This is a genomic window from Halomonas jincaotanensis (assembly GCF_018448785.1).
GTDB lineage: Bacteria > Pseudomonadota > Gammaproteobacteria > Pseudomonadales > Halomonadaceae > Halomonas > Halomonas jincaotanensis.
Window position 1 is genome coordinate 67,516 of record NZ_JAHCLU010000007.1, and the last position, 16,359, is coordinate 83,874.

12 protein-coding genes are annotated in these 16,359 nt (G+C 58.6%); 4 read left to right on the forward strand and 8 right to left on the reverse strand.

The window, feature by feature from the left end; genetic code table 11:
- Positions 1-171 precede the first annotated feature (171 nt).
- Together KG088_RS07995 and KG088_RS08000 are read right to left on the reverse strand one after the other, a co-directional pair.
- A complete protein-coding gene (locus tag KG088_RS07995; protein ID WP_213824989.1) occupies positions 172-2,685 on the reverse strand; it encodes a hypothetical protein in 2,514 nt (837 codons plus the stop codon).
- A 149-nt stretch (positions 2,686-2,834) separates the two neighbouring features.
- On the reverse strand, positions 2,835-3,086 hold the full coding sequence (locus tag KG088_RS08000; protein ID WP_213824990.1) for a DUF427 domain-containing protein: 252 nt from the start codon (positions 3,084-3,086) through the stop codon (positions 2,835-2,837).
- A gap of 187 nt (positions 3,087-3,273) precedes the next feature.
- On the opposite strand from KG088_RS08000, the gene KG088_RS08005 reads away from it, so the two are divergent.
- Positions 3,274-3,954, forward strand: a complete 681-nt coding sequence (locus tag KG088_RS08005; protein WP_250148148.1) for a 5'-methylthioadenosine/S-adenosylhomocysteine nucleosidase — start codon at positions 3,274-3,276, stop codon at positions 3,952-3,954.
- Positions 3,955-3,988: 34 nt separating this feature from the next.
- Here the strand turns inward: KG088_RS08005 and KG088_RS08010 are convergent, their stop codons facing one another.
- The gene (locus KG088_RS08010; RefSeq protein ID WP_213824991.1) at positions 3,989-4,279 is read right to left on the reverse strand and encodes a nucleotidyltransferase family protein; all 291 of its coding nucleotides are present in this window, start codon (positions 4,277-4,279) and stop codon (positions 3,989-3,991) included.
- 230 nt (positions 4,280-4,509) lie between these two features.
- On the opposite strand from KG088_RS08010, the gene KG088_RS08015 reads away from it, so the two are divergent.
- A complete protein-coding gene (locus KG088_RS08015; RefSeq protein WP_213824992.1) occupies positions 4,510-5,901 on the forward strand; it encodes a YfcC family protein in 1,392 nt (463 codons plus the stop codon).
- Here the strand turns inward: KG088_RS08015 and dmeF are convergent.
- The gene (dmeF, locus tag KG088_RS08020; protein ID WP_213824993.1) at positions 5,876-6,844 is read right to left on the reverse strand and encodes a CDF family Co(II)/Ni(II) efflux transporter DmeF; all 969 of its coding nucleotides are present in this window, start codon (positions 6,842-6,844) and stop codon (positions 5,876-5,878) included. The genes KG088_RS08015 and dmeF overlap by 26 nt on opposite strands.
- A 165-nt stretch (positions 6,845-7,009) precedes the next feature.
- Here dmeF and KG088_RS08025 point away from each other — a divergent pair, with 165 nt between their 5' ends.
- Positions 7,010-7,342, forward strand: coding sequence for an antibiotic biosynthesis monooxygenase family protein (locus tag KG088_RS08025; protein ID WP_213824994.1), 333 nt, complete (start codon positions 7,010-7,012; stop codon positions 7,340-7,342).
- Positions 7,343-7,374: 32 nt separating this feature from the next.
- Positions 7,375-8,250: a sirohydrochlorin chelatase gene (locus KG088_RS08030; RefSeq protein WP_213824995.1), complete on the forward strand. Its 876-nt coding sequence runs from the start codon at positions 7,375-7,377 to the stop codon at positions 8,248-8,250.
- Positions 8,251-8,325: 75 nt separating this feature from the next.
- Here the strand turns inward: KG088_RS08030 and KG088_RS08035 are convergent, their stop codons facing one another.
- From KG088_RS08035 to aceE, 4 genes are read right to left on the reverse strand one after another with little or no spacing between them, the layout of a single operon-like run.
- On the reverse strand, positions 8,326-9,948 hold the full coding sequence (locus KG088_RS08035) for an SLC13 family permease (RefSeq protein ID WP_250148149.1): 1,623 nt from the start codon (positions 9,946-9,948) through the stop codon (positions 8,326-8,328).
- A gap of 13 nt (positions 9,949-9,961) precedes the next feature.
- Entirely contained in the window at positions 9,962-12,064 is a 2,103-nt protein-coding gene (gene lpdA, locus KG088_RS08040) for a dihydrolipoyl dehydrogenase (RefSeq protein ID WP_213824996.1), read from the reverse strand.
- A gap of 14 nt (positions 12,065-12,078) precedes the next feature.
- Complete coding sequence (gene aceF, locus KG088_RS08045) at positions 12,079-13,653, reverse strand: dihydrolipoyllysine-residue acetyltransferase (RefSeq protein ID WP_213824997.1); 1,575 nt, start codon at positions 13,651-13,653, stop codon at positions 12,079-12,081.
- 17 nt (positions 13,654-13,670) lie between these two features.
- On the reverse strand, positions 13,671-16,349 hold the full coding sequence (gene aceE, locus KG088_RS08050) for a pyruvate dehydrogenase (acetyl-transferring), homodimeric type (RefSeq protein ID WP_213824998.1): 2,679 nt from the start codon (positions 16,347-16,349) through the stop codon (positions 13,671-13,673).
- Positions 16,350-16,359 lie beyond the last annotated feature (10 nt).

The following is a 16,359-nucleotide window of genomic DNA, read 5'->3' on the forward strand; positions in this document are numbered from 1 at the left end:
AAGCATCGTTTTGCATTAGTAGAAAACGTACATGAGATATTAGATGACGCCGTATTGAATTAAGCTGCGTGGGTGAATGGGCTGGGGAGGATTTCATTACCTGTCATCACCACTAATGGCGATGACAGGTTATCTTCTTAAGCTCATCCTTAAAGTTAATATCCGCAATAATTAGACTTCTTCCAACACGTATGACTCAAAAATTTCCATCCCACTTGATTTTTTTACTTTCTGTTTTAACAGTGAGTTATGCTTCCCGATGCGGATATTATAAGCAGATGCTTGACTTGGCTTTCTTATGTTGGGCCTCTCATCACTAAGAAGCCTATACCCGAAATCGAACAAAACAGTTCTTACGTCTCCCCTATCAATTAATTTTGATACTATATCAAATGATGAAAGCCTCTCTCCTTCTGCAGACGGGAGCAGCTTACAAATGTAATTATTCAACTCAAATATTTCATTAAGCCTGACTTTTCGAGTTAGCTGATCAAGAGACGTCAAGCCCGAAGAAAGTTTCTCACTCGCCTCAATCAAATCTTTTATCTTATCTTCGCCCTTCCTGTGCTTCGACTTATAAATCAACCCTCTAGCGAGCCTATAATTCCAAGTCTGCTCATCGCACACACCGCTTCCTAGCGCGTGTCTAGCCACATCTATCATACCTTGAGGATAAGTCTTTCCTTCTTCAGCTCGGTACCAGCAATCGTAAAGAAACTCTTTTTTTGTAGCGCCTTTTGTGTGAGCCAACCTGAAATTCTTTCTTGCTTCATCATAATCGGGGAGCGTTGCCTCAAGATAAAGCCATCCCTTTGTAAGAATTAAGTCTGGATGCTGCTTTTGCCTTGCGAGTTCATTATCAATAGTTTTAAATGCCCTCGAAAAATCCCCTTCACGCTTTAGGGCTCTAGCCTGACTAATCGCCATACCCACCCTGTGCTTATTGCCTCTTTTTCCTTCATTATCTGATGACCTCTGGCGTCTAACTTCTTTTAACAGAGCTTGGTAATCCCCGGCCATTTCCTTACTTATTCCTCCAACCAAAAGAGAAGTGGTTGATGAAACAGTAAAACGGTCCTCGCCTAGCACTATCCTCGGCTCATCAACCAAGAAAAGCGCTTTCAGTTCTTCAACTACATCCATGAGCTTTGTTCTTGGATAGGCCAAAACCTGCTTCAACTCGGTAAATGAGCAACTTCCAAAATAAGTAATAGCTAACAAGGAACGCTTGGCTTCAGGGCTAAGGGAGTCTATCTCCCTTCGAACTGCAGCATTTCGCGCATCCTCCCCTAGTTCACCCTTCCATTCGGATATGGCTTTATCCAAAGGCAAGCCCGATTTGTGGAGCCTTATTATCGACTGAGTTAGCAGTGGCGATCCATCACTAATCTCATGCATCTTCTCAACGGTATTATTTTTTATGTTTTTTACACTATACTTCTCTATCAACGACTCAACATATTCTTTGTATTCAACAATATTCATCCCCGCAACATCAATACATGAGTCACTGGAATATGAAAACTTTTTCCGAGTAGTGATCAAATAACGCACCCGCTCACTTGCTAAATGGCGGCAACAGTCAACAATTTTTTTCTGCTCATCTTCTTCCAAAGCATCGATGTTATCAACAATTACTAAGCTTGGAAAAAGATCTATAGACTGTTTTATAATTGATTTTAGTCCATTAACTGAAAGCCCATCTACATCTTCTTCTAAGAGAGCACAGTGCCCAGCAAGAGAGATCAAAAAGTCATATGCAGTTGAAAAATCCGCTTCACTTAAATCGTAATAGCTATTTGCGGCTCCAGAAAACTGCTTCTCTTTCGCACTTAGCCAGATAACTTTCTCAAATCCTTGCGGAGAGCTTCTAGAAAATTCCTCGCAAAACTTATATGCTATAGAAGTCTTACCCTTCCCTCCATCTCCTGCTAACACTCTAGTATAGTCAAATGGCTCAGCCATCCACTGCCAGAGCAGGGTAATCTCTTCTTGTCTTCCTACGAATTTTGGGCAAATTAGCTGTTTGTCTGGAAGATTATGCTCCAATAATCTTACTTGCTGATCGCTCAACCCTCCGGCTCTATTTACAAAATTTCTAGGGGAGAATAGAAATTTATAATCCTCTGGTTTTTCCGCTTTAACACACTGATCAAGGGATCTCATAAGCACATCTTCAGAGGAAAACACCTTTGCACTTTTTCCCGCCTTAGAAGGCCCATCTCTTATTACTTTTACAAGATCCTCTCCAGCACTACGCCTAGGTATTAGCAGAAGACCAAACTCATAACTTTTTCCGTCGAAATCCCTCTCAACTTTCCCAAAAGTACAATCAATATCGGAGCCGGTAAAATATTTAATTTTGTCTCTCAACTGCGCCAAATTGAATGAATCAACATCAATTTCTACCGGTGCGAAAACTTTATCCTTAACCAACTCATGAACACCATAAATAATATAACCTCCGAATGAATTATGAAAGCTAACCACTTGCTTTACACGTTTTGCCAAAGCCACTTCATTGTCTTCAAAGCCTCCTTTATAATCCCACAGCCACCCCTCTTTCGGACAAAAATTACCCCCCGAAATCAGTTTATTGATAGGTTTTTCACCAATTTCCTGGCGTTCTATACAATGCGCAATTTGGGCTGCAACACCGCTCAGACTGAAACCTAAACTTTCCATTCCAACTCCACTAAAAAGTCATAAAAAACAACATAAGTTTTCGATATTTCGCCAACTAGCTCGCTTGCTGATAATGTTAGATAATCACTTTCGTAATACACAAACCTCCCGGCAAATGTATTCACCTCTTCCAACCTATCCTTATAACTTCAAGTGACATCTTTGCATTCATCAAACAAAAAGTACGAGGCATCGCCCTTGAACGGGCAGTGGGGCACGGTTTCGGAGCGCGTCAGCAGGTCTATCCGCACCTCTTCGCGCGGAAGGTACTGCCGCAGCGGGTAACCGCGTTCGCGGAGTTCGATAGCTTGGGTGGTGTCGGCGAGCAAGGTGCCGTCGATTTTCACCTGCAACCGGCGTTCGTGCGGGTGCAGGCGGGGCTCGGTAGAATCCGTCGTCATACGGTCATTCCTTGCGTATCGGCGTTATCGTTATATTTAGCTAATACGCAGCCTAGCACTGAAGCATGGTTTATCCCATGCGCAGGATCAATGGAATGGCTGGGAGTGATCTTACCCAGGAGCGGTGGACACCGCGTCAAGCCAGTACACTGAGACAGAGTCACCCATGGCAAGGCAGGCAGCGTCGATGATGAAGCCACGTCTCCCTTACTCGCACGCCGATACCTTGGGCGAAGCCAGGCTAACAGTATTGGGCGGCCGTAACGTCCTCTTCGTAATGGCGGCGGACGCCGAATACGGCCCGCACCTCAAGCAGCATTTCGCCCCTTTGATATCCGGCGTCGGGCCCGTCGAGGCGGCCGTCCAGCTCACCGCTGCCCTTGCCGAGCTTGAGCAGCGCGAGCGCCTGCCGGACTTGGTGGTATCGCTGGGCTCGGCCGGTAGCCGGGTTCTCGAGCAGACCGAGATCTATCAGGCGACTTCTGTGTCTTACCGCGACATGGATGCCTCGCCACTCGGATTCGAGAAGGGGGTCACGCCCTTTCTCGACCTGCCCGCGACCGTCCCGCTGCCTTTGCGCGTTCCCAGCATCCGTAAGGCCTCGCTGTCGACTGGCGCCAATATCGTTTCGGGCTCAGCCTATGACGCCATCGCCACCGACATGGTGGACATGGAAAGCTATGCCTGCCTGCGCGCCTGCATGCGCTTCGACGTGCCGCTTGTCGTCCTGCGCGGCATTTCCGACGGCAAGTCGGAACTGCAACACATCGACGACTGGACCGAATACCTCCATGCCATCGACGAAAAGCTGGCCTTGGCCGTCGACCGCCTCGGCGAGGCGATCGCCGAAGGCCTATTGAAGCGCTGACGCTGGCGGAATCAGGGCCGGTTACTCGCGAGACTCAGACACCCAGCGCCTCCCGCTCGATGTAGGGCCTGAGCTCGGAGCGAAGCGCCTTGTCGGTTACCAGGTCCACGGGATGGCCCAGCAAATCCTCCAGGTAGAACTGCACCCCGAAATAGCGGGCTGAAGTCGCCGGGCCGTCGAAACTCACCAGGATATCGATATCGCTATCTTCTCGTGCCTCGTCACGGGCCATGGAACCAAAAAGCGCTAATGAGGTTACACCGTACTCGCTGGACAGCGACGGCAGGTGCTCTCGCAACACTTTCAAGGCCTTGATTCTATTCATCTTACGCTACCTCAGCATAGGGGGCCTTCCGGGAACCTGATCGATATCGCCTTCCATCACTTAGCCTAGCATGGGTGGCAACATGGGACTGGCTGTTTGACAATCTTGGGGATCTGATCTTGCCCAGCACTGTATTCATAGTTCCTTGACCGACCCATTTCTCCTGATACGTTGATAGGTAAGGCGTCGGTATTGCTCTCTCCAGCGCGCGGCGAAAAAGGGACAACAACATGAACAAAACTGAGCAGTCGCTGCCGCAGCGCAAGAAGAGGTGGTACCAGACGGTTCCCGACCCCATGGTCCTGATCTTCATGATCCTGCTGGCCACTTATGTCCTCACCTTCGTGGTGCCTGCCGGTGAGTATGAGCGGGTCGAGGAGGATGGCCGCACACGCGTGGTCCCGGATTCCTTCGAGTACCTTCCCGATGTGGGCGCCATCTCGCCGTTCGATATCTTCGTGGCGGTTCCGCGCGGCCTCAATGAAGCGTCACTGTATCTCTTCATTGTGTTCATCGCCGGTGGCCTGTTCCATATCCTGCAACGTACTGGGGCGCTGGAGAATGCAATAGGCGTGGCGGTGAACCGCGTCGGTGTCGAACGTCGCAATGTCATCATCACGGCCGGCACCTTTATCTATGGCTTCTTCGGCGTGGCCGTGGGCTTCGAGAACAACATCGCCCTGGTGCCCATCGCGGTGCTGATCGCCAGCGCCATCGGCTGTTCCAGCCTGGTCGGCACCTCCATGGCCGTCGGCGGCATCGGGATCGGCTTCGCACTTTCGCCAATCAACCCCTACACCGTGGGCGTGGCCCAGGGCATTGCCGAGCTACCCACTTTCTCCGGCGCCTGGCTGCGTACCCTGCTGGTGGTCGCTTCGCTGGCCTTGCTCGCGTTCTATATCTGCAAGTGGGTGGTCAAGATGGACTTCGAGGAACCGGACGACACCAAGGCCATGACCAAATCCCTGGATGAGTACCGGCTCTCGAAGCGCAACAAGTTGACTCTGGCCGTGTTCATACTGGGCCTGGCGGCGATGCTGGTGGGGGTTTTCACGCAAGGCTGGTATATCAATGAGATTGCCGGCATGTTCCTGTTGATCGCCATCGTGATCGGTATCGTCAACCGGCTCTCCGCCAACGAGATCGTCGCTCAGATGATGGAGGGGGCTTCCAAGGTCACGCCTGGAGCGCTGGTGATCGGCCTGGCCGCCTCCATTCAGGTGATCCTCAATCAAGCGCAGATCATCGATACCATTGTGTATGCGCTAAGCGGCCTTATTCAGGGGATCCCCGGCGCCATGTCGGCAATCATGGCCAGTATCGTGCAGGGGGTGATCAACCTTTTTGTGCCTTCCGGCTCCGGCCAGGCCCTGGTGACCATGCCGATTCTGATACCCGTGGCCGATCTGGTAGGCATGAGCCGCCAATTAATGATCACCGCCTTCCAGGTGGGCGACGGCTTGACCAACCTGATCGTACCGACGTCCGGGGGCACCCTGGCCATGCTGGCTCTCGGGCGGGTCTCCTACGTGCAGTGGCTGAAGGCGATCCTGCCCTTCATGGTGCTGGTATACATGCTCGCCTGGGTCGGTTTGGTCATCGGGCACTACGTCGGCTACTGAAATCGTAATGGTGATGGCGAGGACATTGCTCCACTTCGAAAGTGAGATGAACGAGCTGTGGTAGTCGCTGGAGGATCTTGTCCCGATAGACATGTGGGGATGCCGGCTCGTCAGAGATCAGCGCAACGATCCCGGCATAGATACCCGGCCCGATCGACCAAATGTGAAGATCACTGATCCTATCGAACGAGCCGGTTTCAATGACCTCCCGCACCTCATCAACAAGATCGTGTTCCTGGCAGTCCAACAGCACTTGGCTGGTGTCGCGAAGCAATCCCCACGACCATCGGGTAATCAGGATGGCCCCCACGATGCCCATCACCGGGTCCATCCACTGCCATGCCAGATACTTCGCCGCCAACAAGGCGACAATAGCCAGGAGGGAGGTCAAGGCGTCAGCCAGCACATGGAAATAGGCGGAACGGCGATTATGGTCATGCTCATGGTGATGTTGATGTTCGCCGTGTTCATGACCGTGGTCGTGGTCGTGCGAACCAAGGATCAAGGCAGAGATTCCATTGACGGCCAGCCCCACCACCGCCACCAGAATGGCGTTATCGAAAACGATAGCGACCGGGTTGAAGAAGCGATTGATGCTCTCGATGCCCATGTAAACGGCAAAGCCCATCAATAGTACCGCGCCGGTGAACCCGCCCAGCATGTTGACCTTCCCGGTACCGAAGCTAAAGCGATGATCCCCGGCATGTCGGCGAGCATAAGCATAGGCGAATACTGCGATTCCCAGCGCCGTCGCATGTGACCCCATGTGCAGGCCATCGGCCAGCAACGCCATCGAGCCATACACCACGCCGGCGACAATCTCGATGACCATCGTCACGATGGTCATGGCCACCACGATCAACGTACGACGCTCGCCCGAGCGTACCTTGTCTTGGCCAAAGGTGTGGTCATGTTTCCAAGCGCTTATATCATGTGTATGCATCGGTGCTCCCGGTCATCGTCTGGGCTTGGTCCGAAAACTCACTGAAGCACCGAGCGTCGCAACGGCACATCAGGGATGGCTTTCGCTTTTCCCCTTGCTTGCCCTCGTCAGGTAAGATGTCACGAACCGAGAATGCCTATCAATTCAACATTTGGAGCGTGCGCTATGTTCATCGCCATGAATCGTTTCCGGGTCAATCCCGAGAGAGTGAAAGAGTTTGAGCAGATCTGGTTGGAGCGTGAAACCCACCTGCAGGGCCTGCCCGGTTTCGTCGAGTTCCATATGCTGCGCGGCCCTGAGGAGGAGGATCACGTGCTCTACGCTTCCCATACCATCTGGCGTTCGCGAGAGGATTTCGAGGCCTGGACGCACTCCGAAGCGTTTCGCGCTGCGCACGCCAATGCGGGCCAGAGTCGCCGCGAGGGGCTGTATCTCGGCCCGCCGAAGTTCGAGGGGTTCGAGGTCATCCAGACAATCAGCGAAGCGAACAACACCTGAGCGCGCCGAGGCCTGATATGCGAAGCCCTGCTATGCGAAAAATCGTCCTTGTCGATAACGGCTCCTTGCGCCCACAGGCCACGCTCAATCTGCGTCGCCTCGCCCATTCCCTGAGCCAGGCCACCGGCGAGGCGGTCGAGGCCGCGTCGCTGCTGCACTCGTACAAGATTCCCGCCGAGAAGCTCGATGGTCATAAGGCCGTGTCGCTAGGGCCATTGGCCGAACGCTATGCGGCCGAGGGGGTTACCGAACTGCTGGTGCTGTCCTTCTTCTTCGGCCCCAGCCAGGCGCTGACCGGCTACCTGCCCGAACGCCTGGCCGAGGTACAGGCCAAATATCCGCAACTGAGCGTCAAGGTGGCACTGCCCTTGGTCGACAGCCAGGCAACGGTGGACCTGCGCCTGGCGCAGCTGCTGGCGGACAATGTGCGCGAGCGCATGTCGGGGCTCTTAGTAGAAAAGGACTCGCGGCCGACGGTCGTGCTGGTCGATCACGGCAGCCCGATCCCGGAGGTCACGGCGGTGCGCAACTACCTTGCCGGCCAATTGAGCGTACTGCTGGCCGATGAGGCGAGTTGCGTCACGTTTGCCTCCATGGAGCGCCGCGACGGCGAGGCCTATCGCTTCAACGAGCCGCTACTGGAAGACCTTTTGGTTTCGCCGGCGCTGGCCCACAGCGACGTGATCCTATCCATGCTGTTTCTCTCCCCGGGACGCCACGCCGGCGAAGGGGGAGATATTGCCGAGATGTGCGAACAGGCAAAGTCCCGATCGCCCGGCCTGAGCGTCACCACGACGCGGCTGGTGGGTGAGAACGACGCCATCGTGGATATCCTCACGACCCGCTTGCAACAAGCGCTTGCTGGCGATCAGCTGTTGCTGGAACTGCCGCCCTCGTCTGGAACGTGAGGCAACGCCGTCGAGTAGGATGCGCCCGTGGACAGCGCCGGGTCGCCAGGCCCGCCACTGCCCACCGAAGCCGGGTCAGAACTGCAACCCGAGCGCGAAGCCGCCGAGCATGTAGCAGAACAAGGTGATCAAGGCGATCCCTATGATGTTGAGAACAACCCCTCCACGCGCCATCTGAGCGATAGTGACCGCGCCGGTGCCGAAGACGATGGCGTTCGGCGGCGTGCCGACCGGCAGCATGAAGGCGCAGGTCGCGGCGAAGGCCGCCGGGATGAGCAGCGTCATTGGGTCGGCGCCGATGCCCACCGCCACACCCCCAAGCACGGGAATGAAGGTCGCGGCCGTGGCGGTGTTGCTGGTCACCTCGGTGAGGAAGAGCACGAGCGTAGTTACCGCAGCGACCAGCAGCAGAATCGGCAGCACCTGAAGCCCGGTGATCTGCTCGCCGAACCAGCTGTCGAGGCCTGTCGCTGCCACCGCACCGGCGAGGCTGAGGCCGCCACCGAACAGCAGCAGCACACCCCAGGGCAACCCGTCCTCGGCATCCTGCCAAGTCAGTACCGCCTCGCTTCGGCCTCTGCCAGGCAGGATGAACATCGCGATGCCGGCGGCAATGGCGATGGCGGTGTCGTCGAGATCGCCCAGCGGCCCCATCATCTCCCCCACCCCCGGAAGGGTAGCGAGCAGTCCGGGTACGACCCAAAGGAAGGCCGCCGAGCCGAAGACGATCATCACCATCTTCTCGCCCTGACTGAGCGGACCAAGCTTGTGGATCTCGCCGTCGATCATCTCCTTGCCGCCGGGGATATCGGCGATGTCGAACCGGTAGAGCACGCGGGTCATCAGCACCCAACCTACCAGGATGAAGGTGAAGGCCAGCGGCAAGCCGAGCATCATCCACTCAAGGAAGCCTATGTTACGGCCTAACTCGTCGGCGGCGTAACCAGCGACGATGGCGTTCGGCGGGCTGCCGAGCAGGGTGCCGAGGCCACCCATGCTCGCCGACCAGGCGATCGCCAGGAGCAGGCAGACCCCGAACCGCTTGATGTTGTCGTCGAAAATGAAGTCCACGTGGCCGGCCCGATGATGATCGTGCTCGTGGCCAGCGGGGTCGTGGCCTGGAGAGGGCGTTACCGCGGACTCGCCGCTGCGCTCCGCCACCAGGCGGAGTACGGATAGCCCGATCGGCAGCATCATCAGTGTCGTCGCGGTGTTCGAGACCCACATCGACAGAAAGCCCGTGGCGAGCATCATCCCGAGTACAATCCGCTTGGGCTCGACGCCGACCCGGGCGAGCGTCAGCAGCGCGATGCGTCGGTGGAGGTTCCATTTTTCCATCGCGATGGCGATCAAGAAGCCACCGAGGAACAGAAACACGATGGAGCTGGCGTAGGGCGCCGTGGCCTCACCCACGGTCCGCGCCGTCAGCATCGGGATCAGCACGATCGGCAGCAGGGATGTGGCCGATAGCGGGATCGCCTCGGTCATCCACCAGATCGCCATCAGGGTGGCGATCGTCGCGACCCAGCGCGCGTCCGACGACAGGTTCTCGGCGAAGCCCATGGCGACCCAAACCAGCAACGCCATGATCAAGCCGAAGGCGCGCAGGCCCCACGTCATCTTCGCGGATCGCCCGCCGGGCCCGTCACCCCCGGACAATTCCTCGTACCCTTCTTGTTTGCTTGGTTGTTCGGCCATTTGTATGTCCTCCCTAACGCTTCTTCTGCGGTGGAAGATCGGTGCACACGCCTTCGAAAAGTTCGGCGGCCATGCCCACCGATTCGCCCAGGGTCGGATGCGGGTGGATGGTCTTGCCGATGTCGACAGGGTCGCAGCCCATCTCGACGGCCAGACAGAGCTCGCTGATCAGATCCCCCGCCTGGGTACCGACGATGGCCCCGCCGATAATCCGATGGGTCTCCTCGTCGAACAGCAGCTTGGTAAAACCTTCGTCGCGGCCGTTGGCAATGGCACGACCGGAAGCGGCCCAGGGGAAAACCGCCTTGCCGTACTTGATACCCTCGGCCTTGCATTCGGTCTCGGTCTTGCCGGCCCAGGCCACTTCCGGGTCGGTATAGGCCACCGAGGGGATCTGGCGGGCGTCGAAGACGCTCTTCTGTCCGGCGGCGGCTTCCGCCGCGACATGCGCCTCGTGCACCGCCTTGTGGGCCAGCATCGGCTGGCCGATGATGTCGCCGATGGCGAAGATGTGCCCAACGTTGGTGCGCAACTGCTTGTCGGTGGCGATGAACCCGCGTTCGTCGACCGCCACCCCGGCGTTTTCGGCGCCGATCTTCTTGCCGTTGGGGGTGCGCCCGACCGATTGCAGGACCATGTCGTACATCTGCGGCTCAGCGGGTGCGTTGTCCCCCTCGAAGCTGACCTTGAGGCCATTCTTCTGGGCTTTCACCTCGGAGGTCTTGGTCTTGAGCATCACCTTGTCGAAGCGCGGCGTGTTGACCTTCTCCCAGACCTTGACCAGGTCGCGGTCGGCGCCGGCCATCAGCCCGTCGAGCATCTCGACCACGTCGATGCGCGTGCCCAGGCTGGCGTAGACCGTGGCCATCTCCAGGCCGATAATGCCGCCGCCGATGACCAGCATGCGCTTCGGGATGGACGTGAGCTCTAGGGCGCCGGTGGAGTCGACCACCCGGGGATCGTCGGGAACGAACGGCAATTTCACCGACTGCGAACCGGCGGCGATGATGCACTTGTCGAACTTCACCACCTGCTTGTCGCCGGTCTGCTCCTGGCCATCGCCGGTGGTCAGGGTAACTTCCAGGTGATGCGGGTCGAGGAATTTACCGACCCCACGCACGTTCTGGACCTTGCGTGCCTTGGCCATGCCGGCAAGCCCCCCGGTGAGCTTGCCGACGACTTTTTCCTTCCAGCCGCGCAGCTTGTCGAGATCGATGTCCGGTTTGCCGAAGGCGATGCCGTGCTCGGCCATGGCATTGGCCTCGTCGGTGACCGACGCGACATGCAGGAGTGCCTTGGAGGGGATGCAGCCGACGTTCAGGCACACCCCGCCGAGAGTGGCATAGCGCTCCACCAGCACGGTCTTCATTCCCAGGTCGGCCGCCCGGAAAGCGGCCGAGTAGCCGCCCGGGCCAGAGCCGAGCACCAGCATCTCGCACTCGATGTCGGCGCCGCCGCTATGGGTGGCCGCCTGGGGGGCGGGCGCAGCGGCCTTCTCTCCCGCGCCCTGTGCCGGGGCGGGTTGGGACGCGTGGGATTTTCCCTCCGCTTCCAGCATCAGGATCGCCGAGCCTTTCGAAACCTTGTCGCCGACCGATACCAGCACGTCCTTGACCTTGCCGGCCTTGGGCGCGGGCACGTCCATCGAGGCCTTGTCGGACTCCACGGTAATCAGCGGATCCTCGGCACGGATGGTGTCGCCCGCGCGCACCAGCACCTCGATGATCGGCACATCGCTGAAGTCGCCGATGTCCGGTACTCGAACCTCTTCCAGGCTGCCGCCGCCATAACCCCCACCGGCATCGCCGGGTGCGGCAGAGCCTTCCCCTTCTCCATGCACCGCCGGATGCGGGTCGTGGTCCGCGACCCGGGAATTGGTCTCGGCCGGTTCCAGCATCAGAATGGTCGAGCCTTCGGAGACCTTGTCACCCTCCTTGACCTTGAGTTCTCCGACCGTGCCCGATTCAGGGGACGGCACATCCATGGAGGCCTTGTCGGTCTCCAGGGTGATCAGCGGGGTTTCGATGTCGATCGCATCACCCGGCTTGACCAGCACCTCGATGATCTCGACATCCTTGAAGTCACCGATATCGGGAACCTTGATTTCGATTGCCATGGTGTCGTTTCCCCTTACATCATCATGCGCCGCATATCGGCGAGCAGGTTGGCGAAATGGACGTTGAAACGGGCCGCGGCGGCGCCGTCGATGACCCGGTGATCCCAGGACAGCGACAGGGGCAGCACGAAGCGCCAGTCTGACTGCTTGCCATCCGGCGAGACCTGCTTCCAGTAAGACCGACACACACCCATGATGGCGACTTCGGGGGCGTTGATGATGGGCGTGAAATAGATCCCACCGATCCCGCCTAGCGAGGAGATGGTGAAACAGCCGCCCTGCATCTGGTCGGGCTTGAGCTTGCCGTCGCGGGCCAGCTTTGCCAGCGACCCCATTTCCTGGGCGATCTCGGCCACCCCTTTCTGGTCCGCATCGCGGATCACCGGCACCACCAGGCCGTTGGGCGTGTCGGCGGCGAAGCCGATGTGGTAGTAATGCTTGTAGATCAGGTTGTCGCCGTCCAGCGAGGCGTTGAACTCGGGGAACTGCTTCAGGGACGCGACCGCAGCCTTGATCATGAACGCCAGCATGCTGACCTTGATGCCCGCCTTTTCGTTCTCCTTGTTGAACTGCACCCGGAAGGCTTCCAGGTCGGTGATGTCGGCCTCGTCGTGGTTGGTGACGTGGGGAATTTTCACCCAGTTGCGATGCAGGTTGGCGCCGGAGATCTTCTTGATCCGGGAAAGCGGCTTGGTTTCCACCTCACCGAACTTGCTGAAGTCCAACTTGGGCCAGGGCAGCAGATCCAGGCCTTCTCCTCCGCCGGAGGGGGCCGCCGCGGCCGGTTGAGCCGCCGGTGCGCCGCCCTTGGCAAAAGCCTGGATGTCCTCGTTGGTGACCCGGCCCTTGAGGCCGGTCGGCGGCACGCGGTTCAGGTCTACGTCCAGTTCGCGGGCCGTGCGGCGAGCCGAGGGGCTGGCGTGAACCCGGCTGAAATCGGCAATCTGGCTGGTCGACGGTGCGCTGGAGGGGGCAGCCGCCGGTTGCGGTTTCTTCTCTTCGTCCCCGGCGGGAGCCGCAGGCTTTTCTCCCGCTCCCGCCCCTCTCTCCATCAGCAACACCAGACTGCCCTTGGAAACGTTGTCGCCGACCTTGACCTTGACCTCCTTGACGGTGCCGGCCTTGGGCGAGGGCACGTCCATCGAGGCCTTGTCCGATTCCAGAGTGATCAGCGGGTCCTCGGCCTGGACGTTATCACCGGCCTGGACATGGACCTCGATGATCGGCACATCGTCGAAGTCGCCGATGTCGGGGACCGTGATCTCCTCGACCCCGCCACCGGACGGTGCCGGTGCCTCTCCTCCTTCCTCGGCGGAAGAAGGGGCAGGGGATGAGGGAGCGTCACCCTCACCCTCCGCCTCCAGCATCACAATCGTCGACCCCTCGGAGACCGTGTCACCGACCTTGACCTTGACCTCCTTGACCGTCCCCGCGGCAGGCGCGGGCACGTCCATGGAGGCCTTGTCGGATTCCACGGTGATCAGTGGGTCCTCGACCTGGACGCTGTCGCCAGCCTGGACGTGGAGTTCGATGATCGGGACATCGGTAAAGTCGCCGATGTCCGGTACCTTGATTTCTTGGATGGCCACTTTTCTTCTCCTCCGGCTCAGGCGTACAGGGGGTTGGGCTTTTCGGGGTCGATGCCGTATTGGGCGATGGCGTCCTTGACCTTGGCGCTCTTGAGCTTGCCTTCGTCGACCAGGGCCTGCAGCGCGGCCACGGTGACGTAATGACGATCCACCTCGAAGTGGCTGCGTAGGGCCTCGCGGCCGTCTGAGCGGCCGAAACCGTCGGTGCCCAGCACCTCGTAACGCCGCGGTACAAAGGATCGGATCTGTTCGGCGAACATCCGGATGTAATCGGTGGAGGCGATGATCGGTCCTTCGGTGCCTTCCAGGCACTCCTCGACATGGCTCTTGCGCGGAGTGTCGCCGGGATGAAGCCGGTTCCAGCGCTTGACGGCGTGGCCGTCGCGGGCCAGCTCGTTGAAGCTCGGGCAACTCCAGACGTCGGCTGCTACCCCCCAGTCTTCGCGCAGCAGATCCACCGCGGCGATGACCTCCTGGAGGATGCTTCCACAGCCCAGCAGCTGAACTCGCGGGCTCTTGCTCTTGCCCTTGCCTCCCTCGGCCTTGCTGAGCGCGTACATGCCCTTGATGATGTCGTCTTCAGCGCCTTCGGGCAGTGCTGGATGGTGGTAGTTCTCGTTCAGCGTGGTGATGTAGTAGAAGACGTTCTCCTGATCCTCGTACATGCGTTTGAGGCCTTCGCGCACGATCACCGCCACCTCGTAGTGGAAGGTGGGGTCGTAGGCCATGCAGTTGGGGATGAACTGGGCGAACAGCTGGCTGTGCCCGTCCTGGTGTTGCAAGCCCTCGCCGTTCAGGGTGGTGCGTCCCGAGGTGCCGCCGATCAGGAAACCCCGCGCCAACATGTCGCCGGCCGCCCAGGCCAGATCACCGACGCGTTGGAAACCGAACATGGAATAGAAGACGTAGAACGGGATCATGGTGATCCCGTTGTTGCTGTACGACGTGGCCGCGGCGATCCACGACGACATGGCCCCGTCCTCGTTGATGCCTTCCTGCAGGATCTGGCCCTTCTGGTCCTCCCGGTAGGGCATGATCTCCTCGGCATCCATGGGCACGTACTTCTGCCCTTCCGGCGCGTAGATACCGATCTGCCGGAACATGCCCTCCATGCCGAAGGTGCGCGACTCGTCGGCGACGATCGGCGTCAGCCGCGGCCCCAGGGTCTTGTCGCGGGCCAGGGAGACCATGATGCGTACCGTGGCCATGGTGGTGGACATGGTGCGCTCACCGGTGTCCCCCAGCACCTGCTTGAACATGTCCAGCGGGGGCGCCTTGAGCACATCGCCGTTGAGCCGGCGCTGGGGCAGGTAGCCGCCTAGTGCCTTGCGCTGCTCGCGCAGGAACTGCATCTCGGCGCTATCCTCGGGCGGCTTGAAGAACGCCGCCTTGGTGACCTGTTCGTCACTGAAGGGCAGGTCGAAGCGCTTGTGAAAGTACCTGAGGTGATCCTCACCCAGCTTCTTCTTCTGGTGGCTGATGTTCTGGCCCTCGCCGCCCTCGCCCATGCCGTAGCCCTTGACGGTCTTCATCAGCAGCACCGAGGGCTTGTCCTTGGTGTTGACCGCCGCGTGATAGGCCGCGTAAACCTTCTGCGGGTCGTGGCCACCGCGGATAAGCTTGTAATAGATGTCGTCGTCCGACATGTGGGCGACCATTTCCTTGAGCTCCGGATACTTGCCGAAGAAGTGCTCGCGGATGTAGCCGCCGCCCTTGACCTTGAAGTTCTGATACTCGCCGTCGATGCATTCCTCCATGCGCTGGCGCAACAGCCCCTTGGTGTCCTTGGCCAGCAGTTCATCCCAGCCTGAACCCCACAGGCACTTGATGACGTTCCACCCCGCGCCTCGGAAGTTGCCTTCCAGTTCCTGGACGATCTTGCTGTTGCCCCGCACCGGACCGTCCAGACGCTGCAGATTGCAGTTGACCACGAAGATCAGATTGTCCAGCTTCTCCCGGTTGGCCAGGGCGATGGCCCCCTGGGACTGGGGCTCGTCCATCTCGCCGTCGCCCAGAAACACCCAGACCTTGCGTCCCTCGGTGTCGGCCAGACCCCGATGGTGGAGGTACTTCATGAACCGTGCCTGATAGATGCCCATGATCGGCGCCAGACCCATGGACACAGTGGAGACCTGCCAGAAGTCCGGCATCAGATAAGGGTGGGGATAGGAGGAGAGCCCCTTGCCGCCCGCTTCCACGCGGTAGTTCTCTAACTGCTCCTCGGAGAGCCGTCCCTCCAGAAACGCCCGCGCGTAAATACCCGGCGCGCAGTGGCCCTGCACGTAGATGATGTCGCCGCCGTGGCTCTCACTGGGGGCATGCCAGAAATGGTTGAAGCCCACCTCGTACATCACCGCCGAAGACGCATAGCTGGCGATATGCCCGCCCGGTTCGGCGGGTTTCTTGTTGGCGCGTACCACCATGGCCATGGCGTTCCAGCGCAGGTAGGCGGTCAGCCTTTGCAGTAACGCCTCGTCTCCAGGGAACTTGGCCTCCTTGTCGGGCGGTATGGTGTTCACATAGGGCGTGCGGGTGGTGTCGGGCGCTTCGGCACCGGTTCGGTAGGCTTCTTCCACCGCCTTGTGCAGCAGATAGGTGGCCCGCTCGGCGCCCACCCGCTCCACCACCACGTCGACGGCTTCCTGCCATTCCTGGGTTTCTTGTGGATCGAAGTCATCGTAGTTTTCAAATGCCATGGGTCGTGTT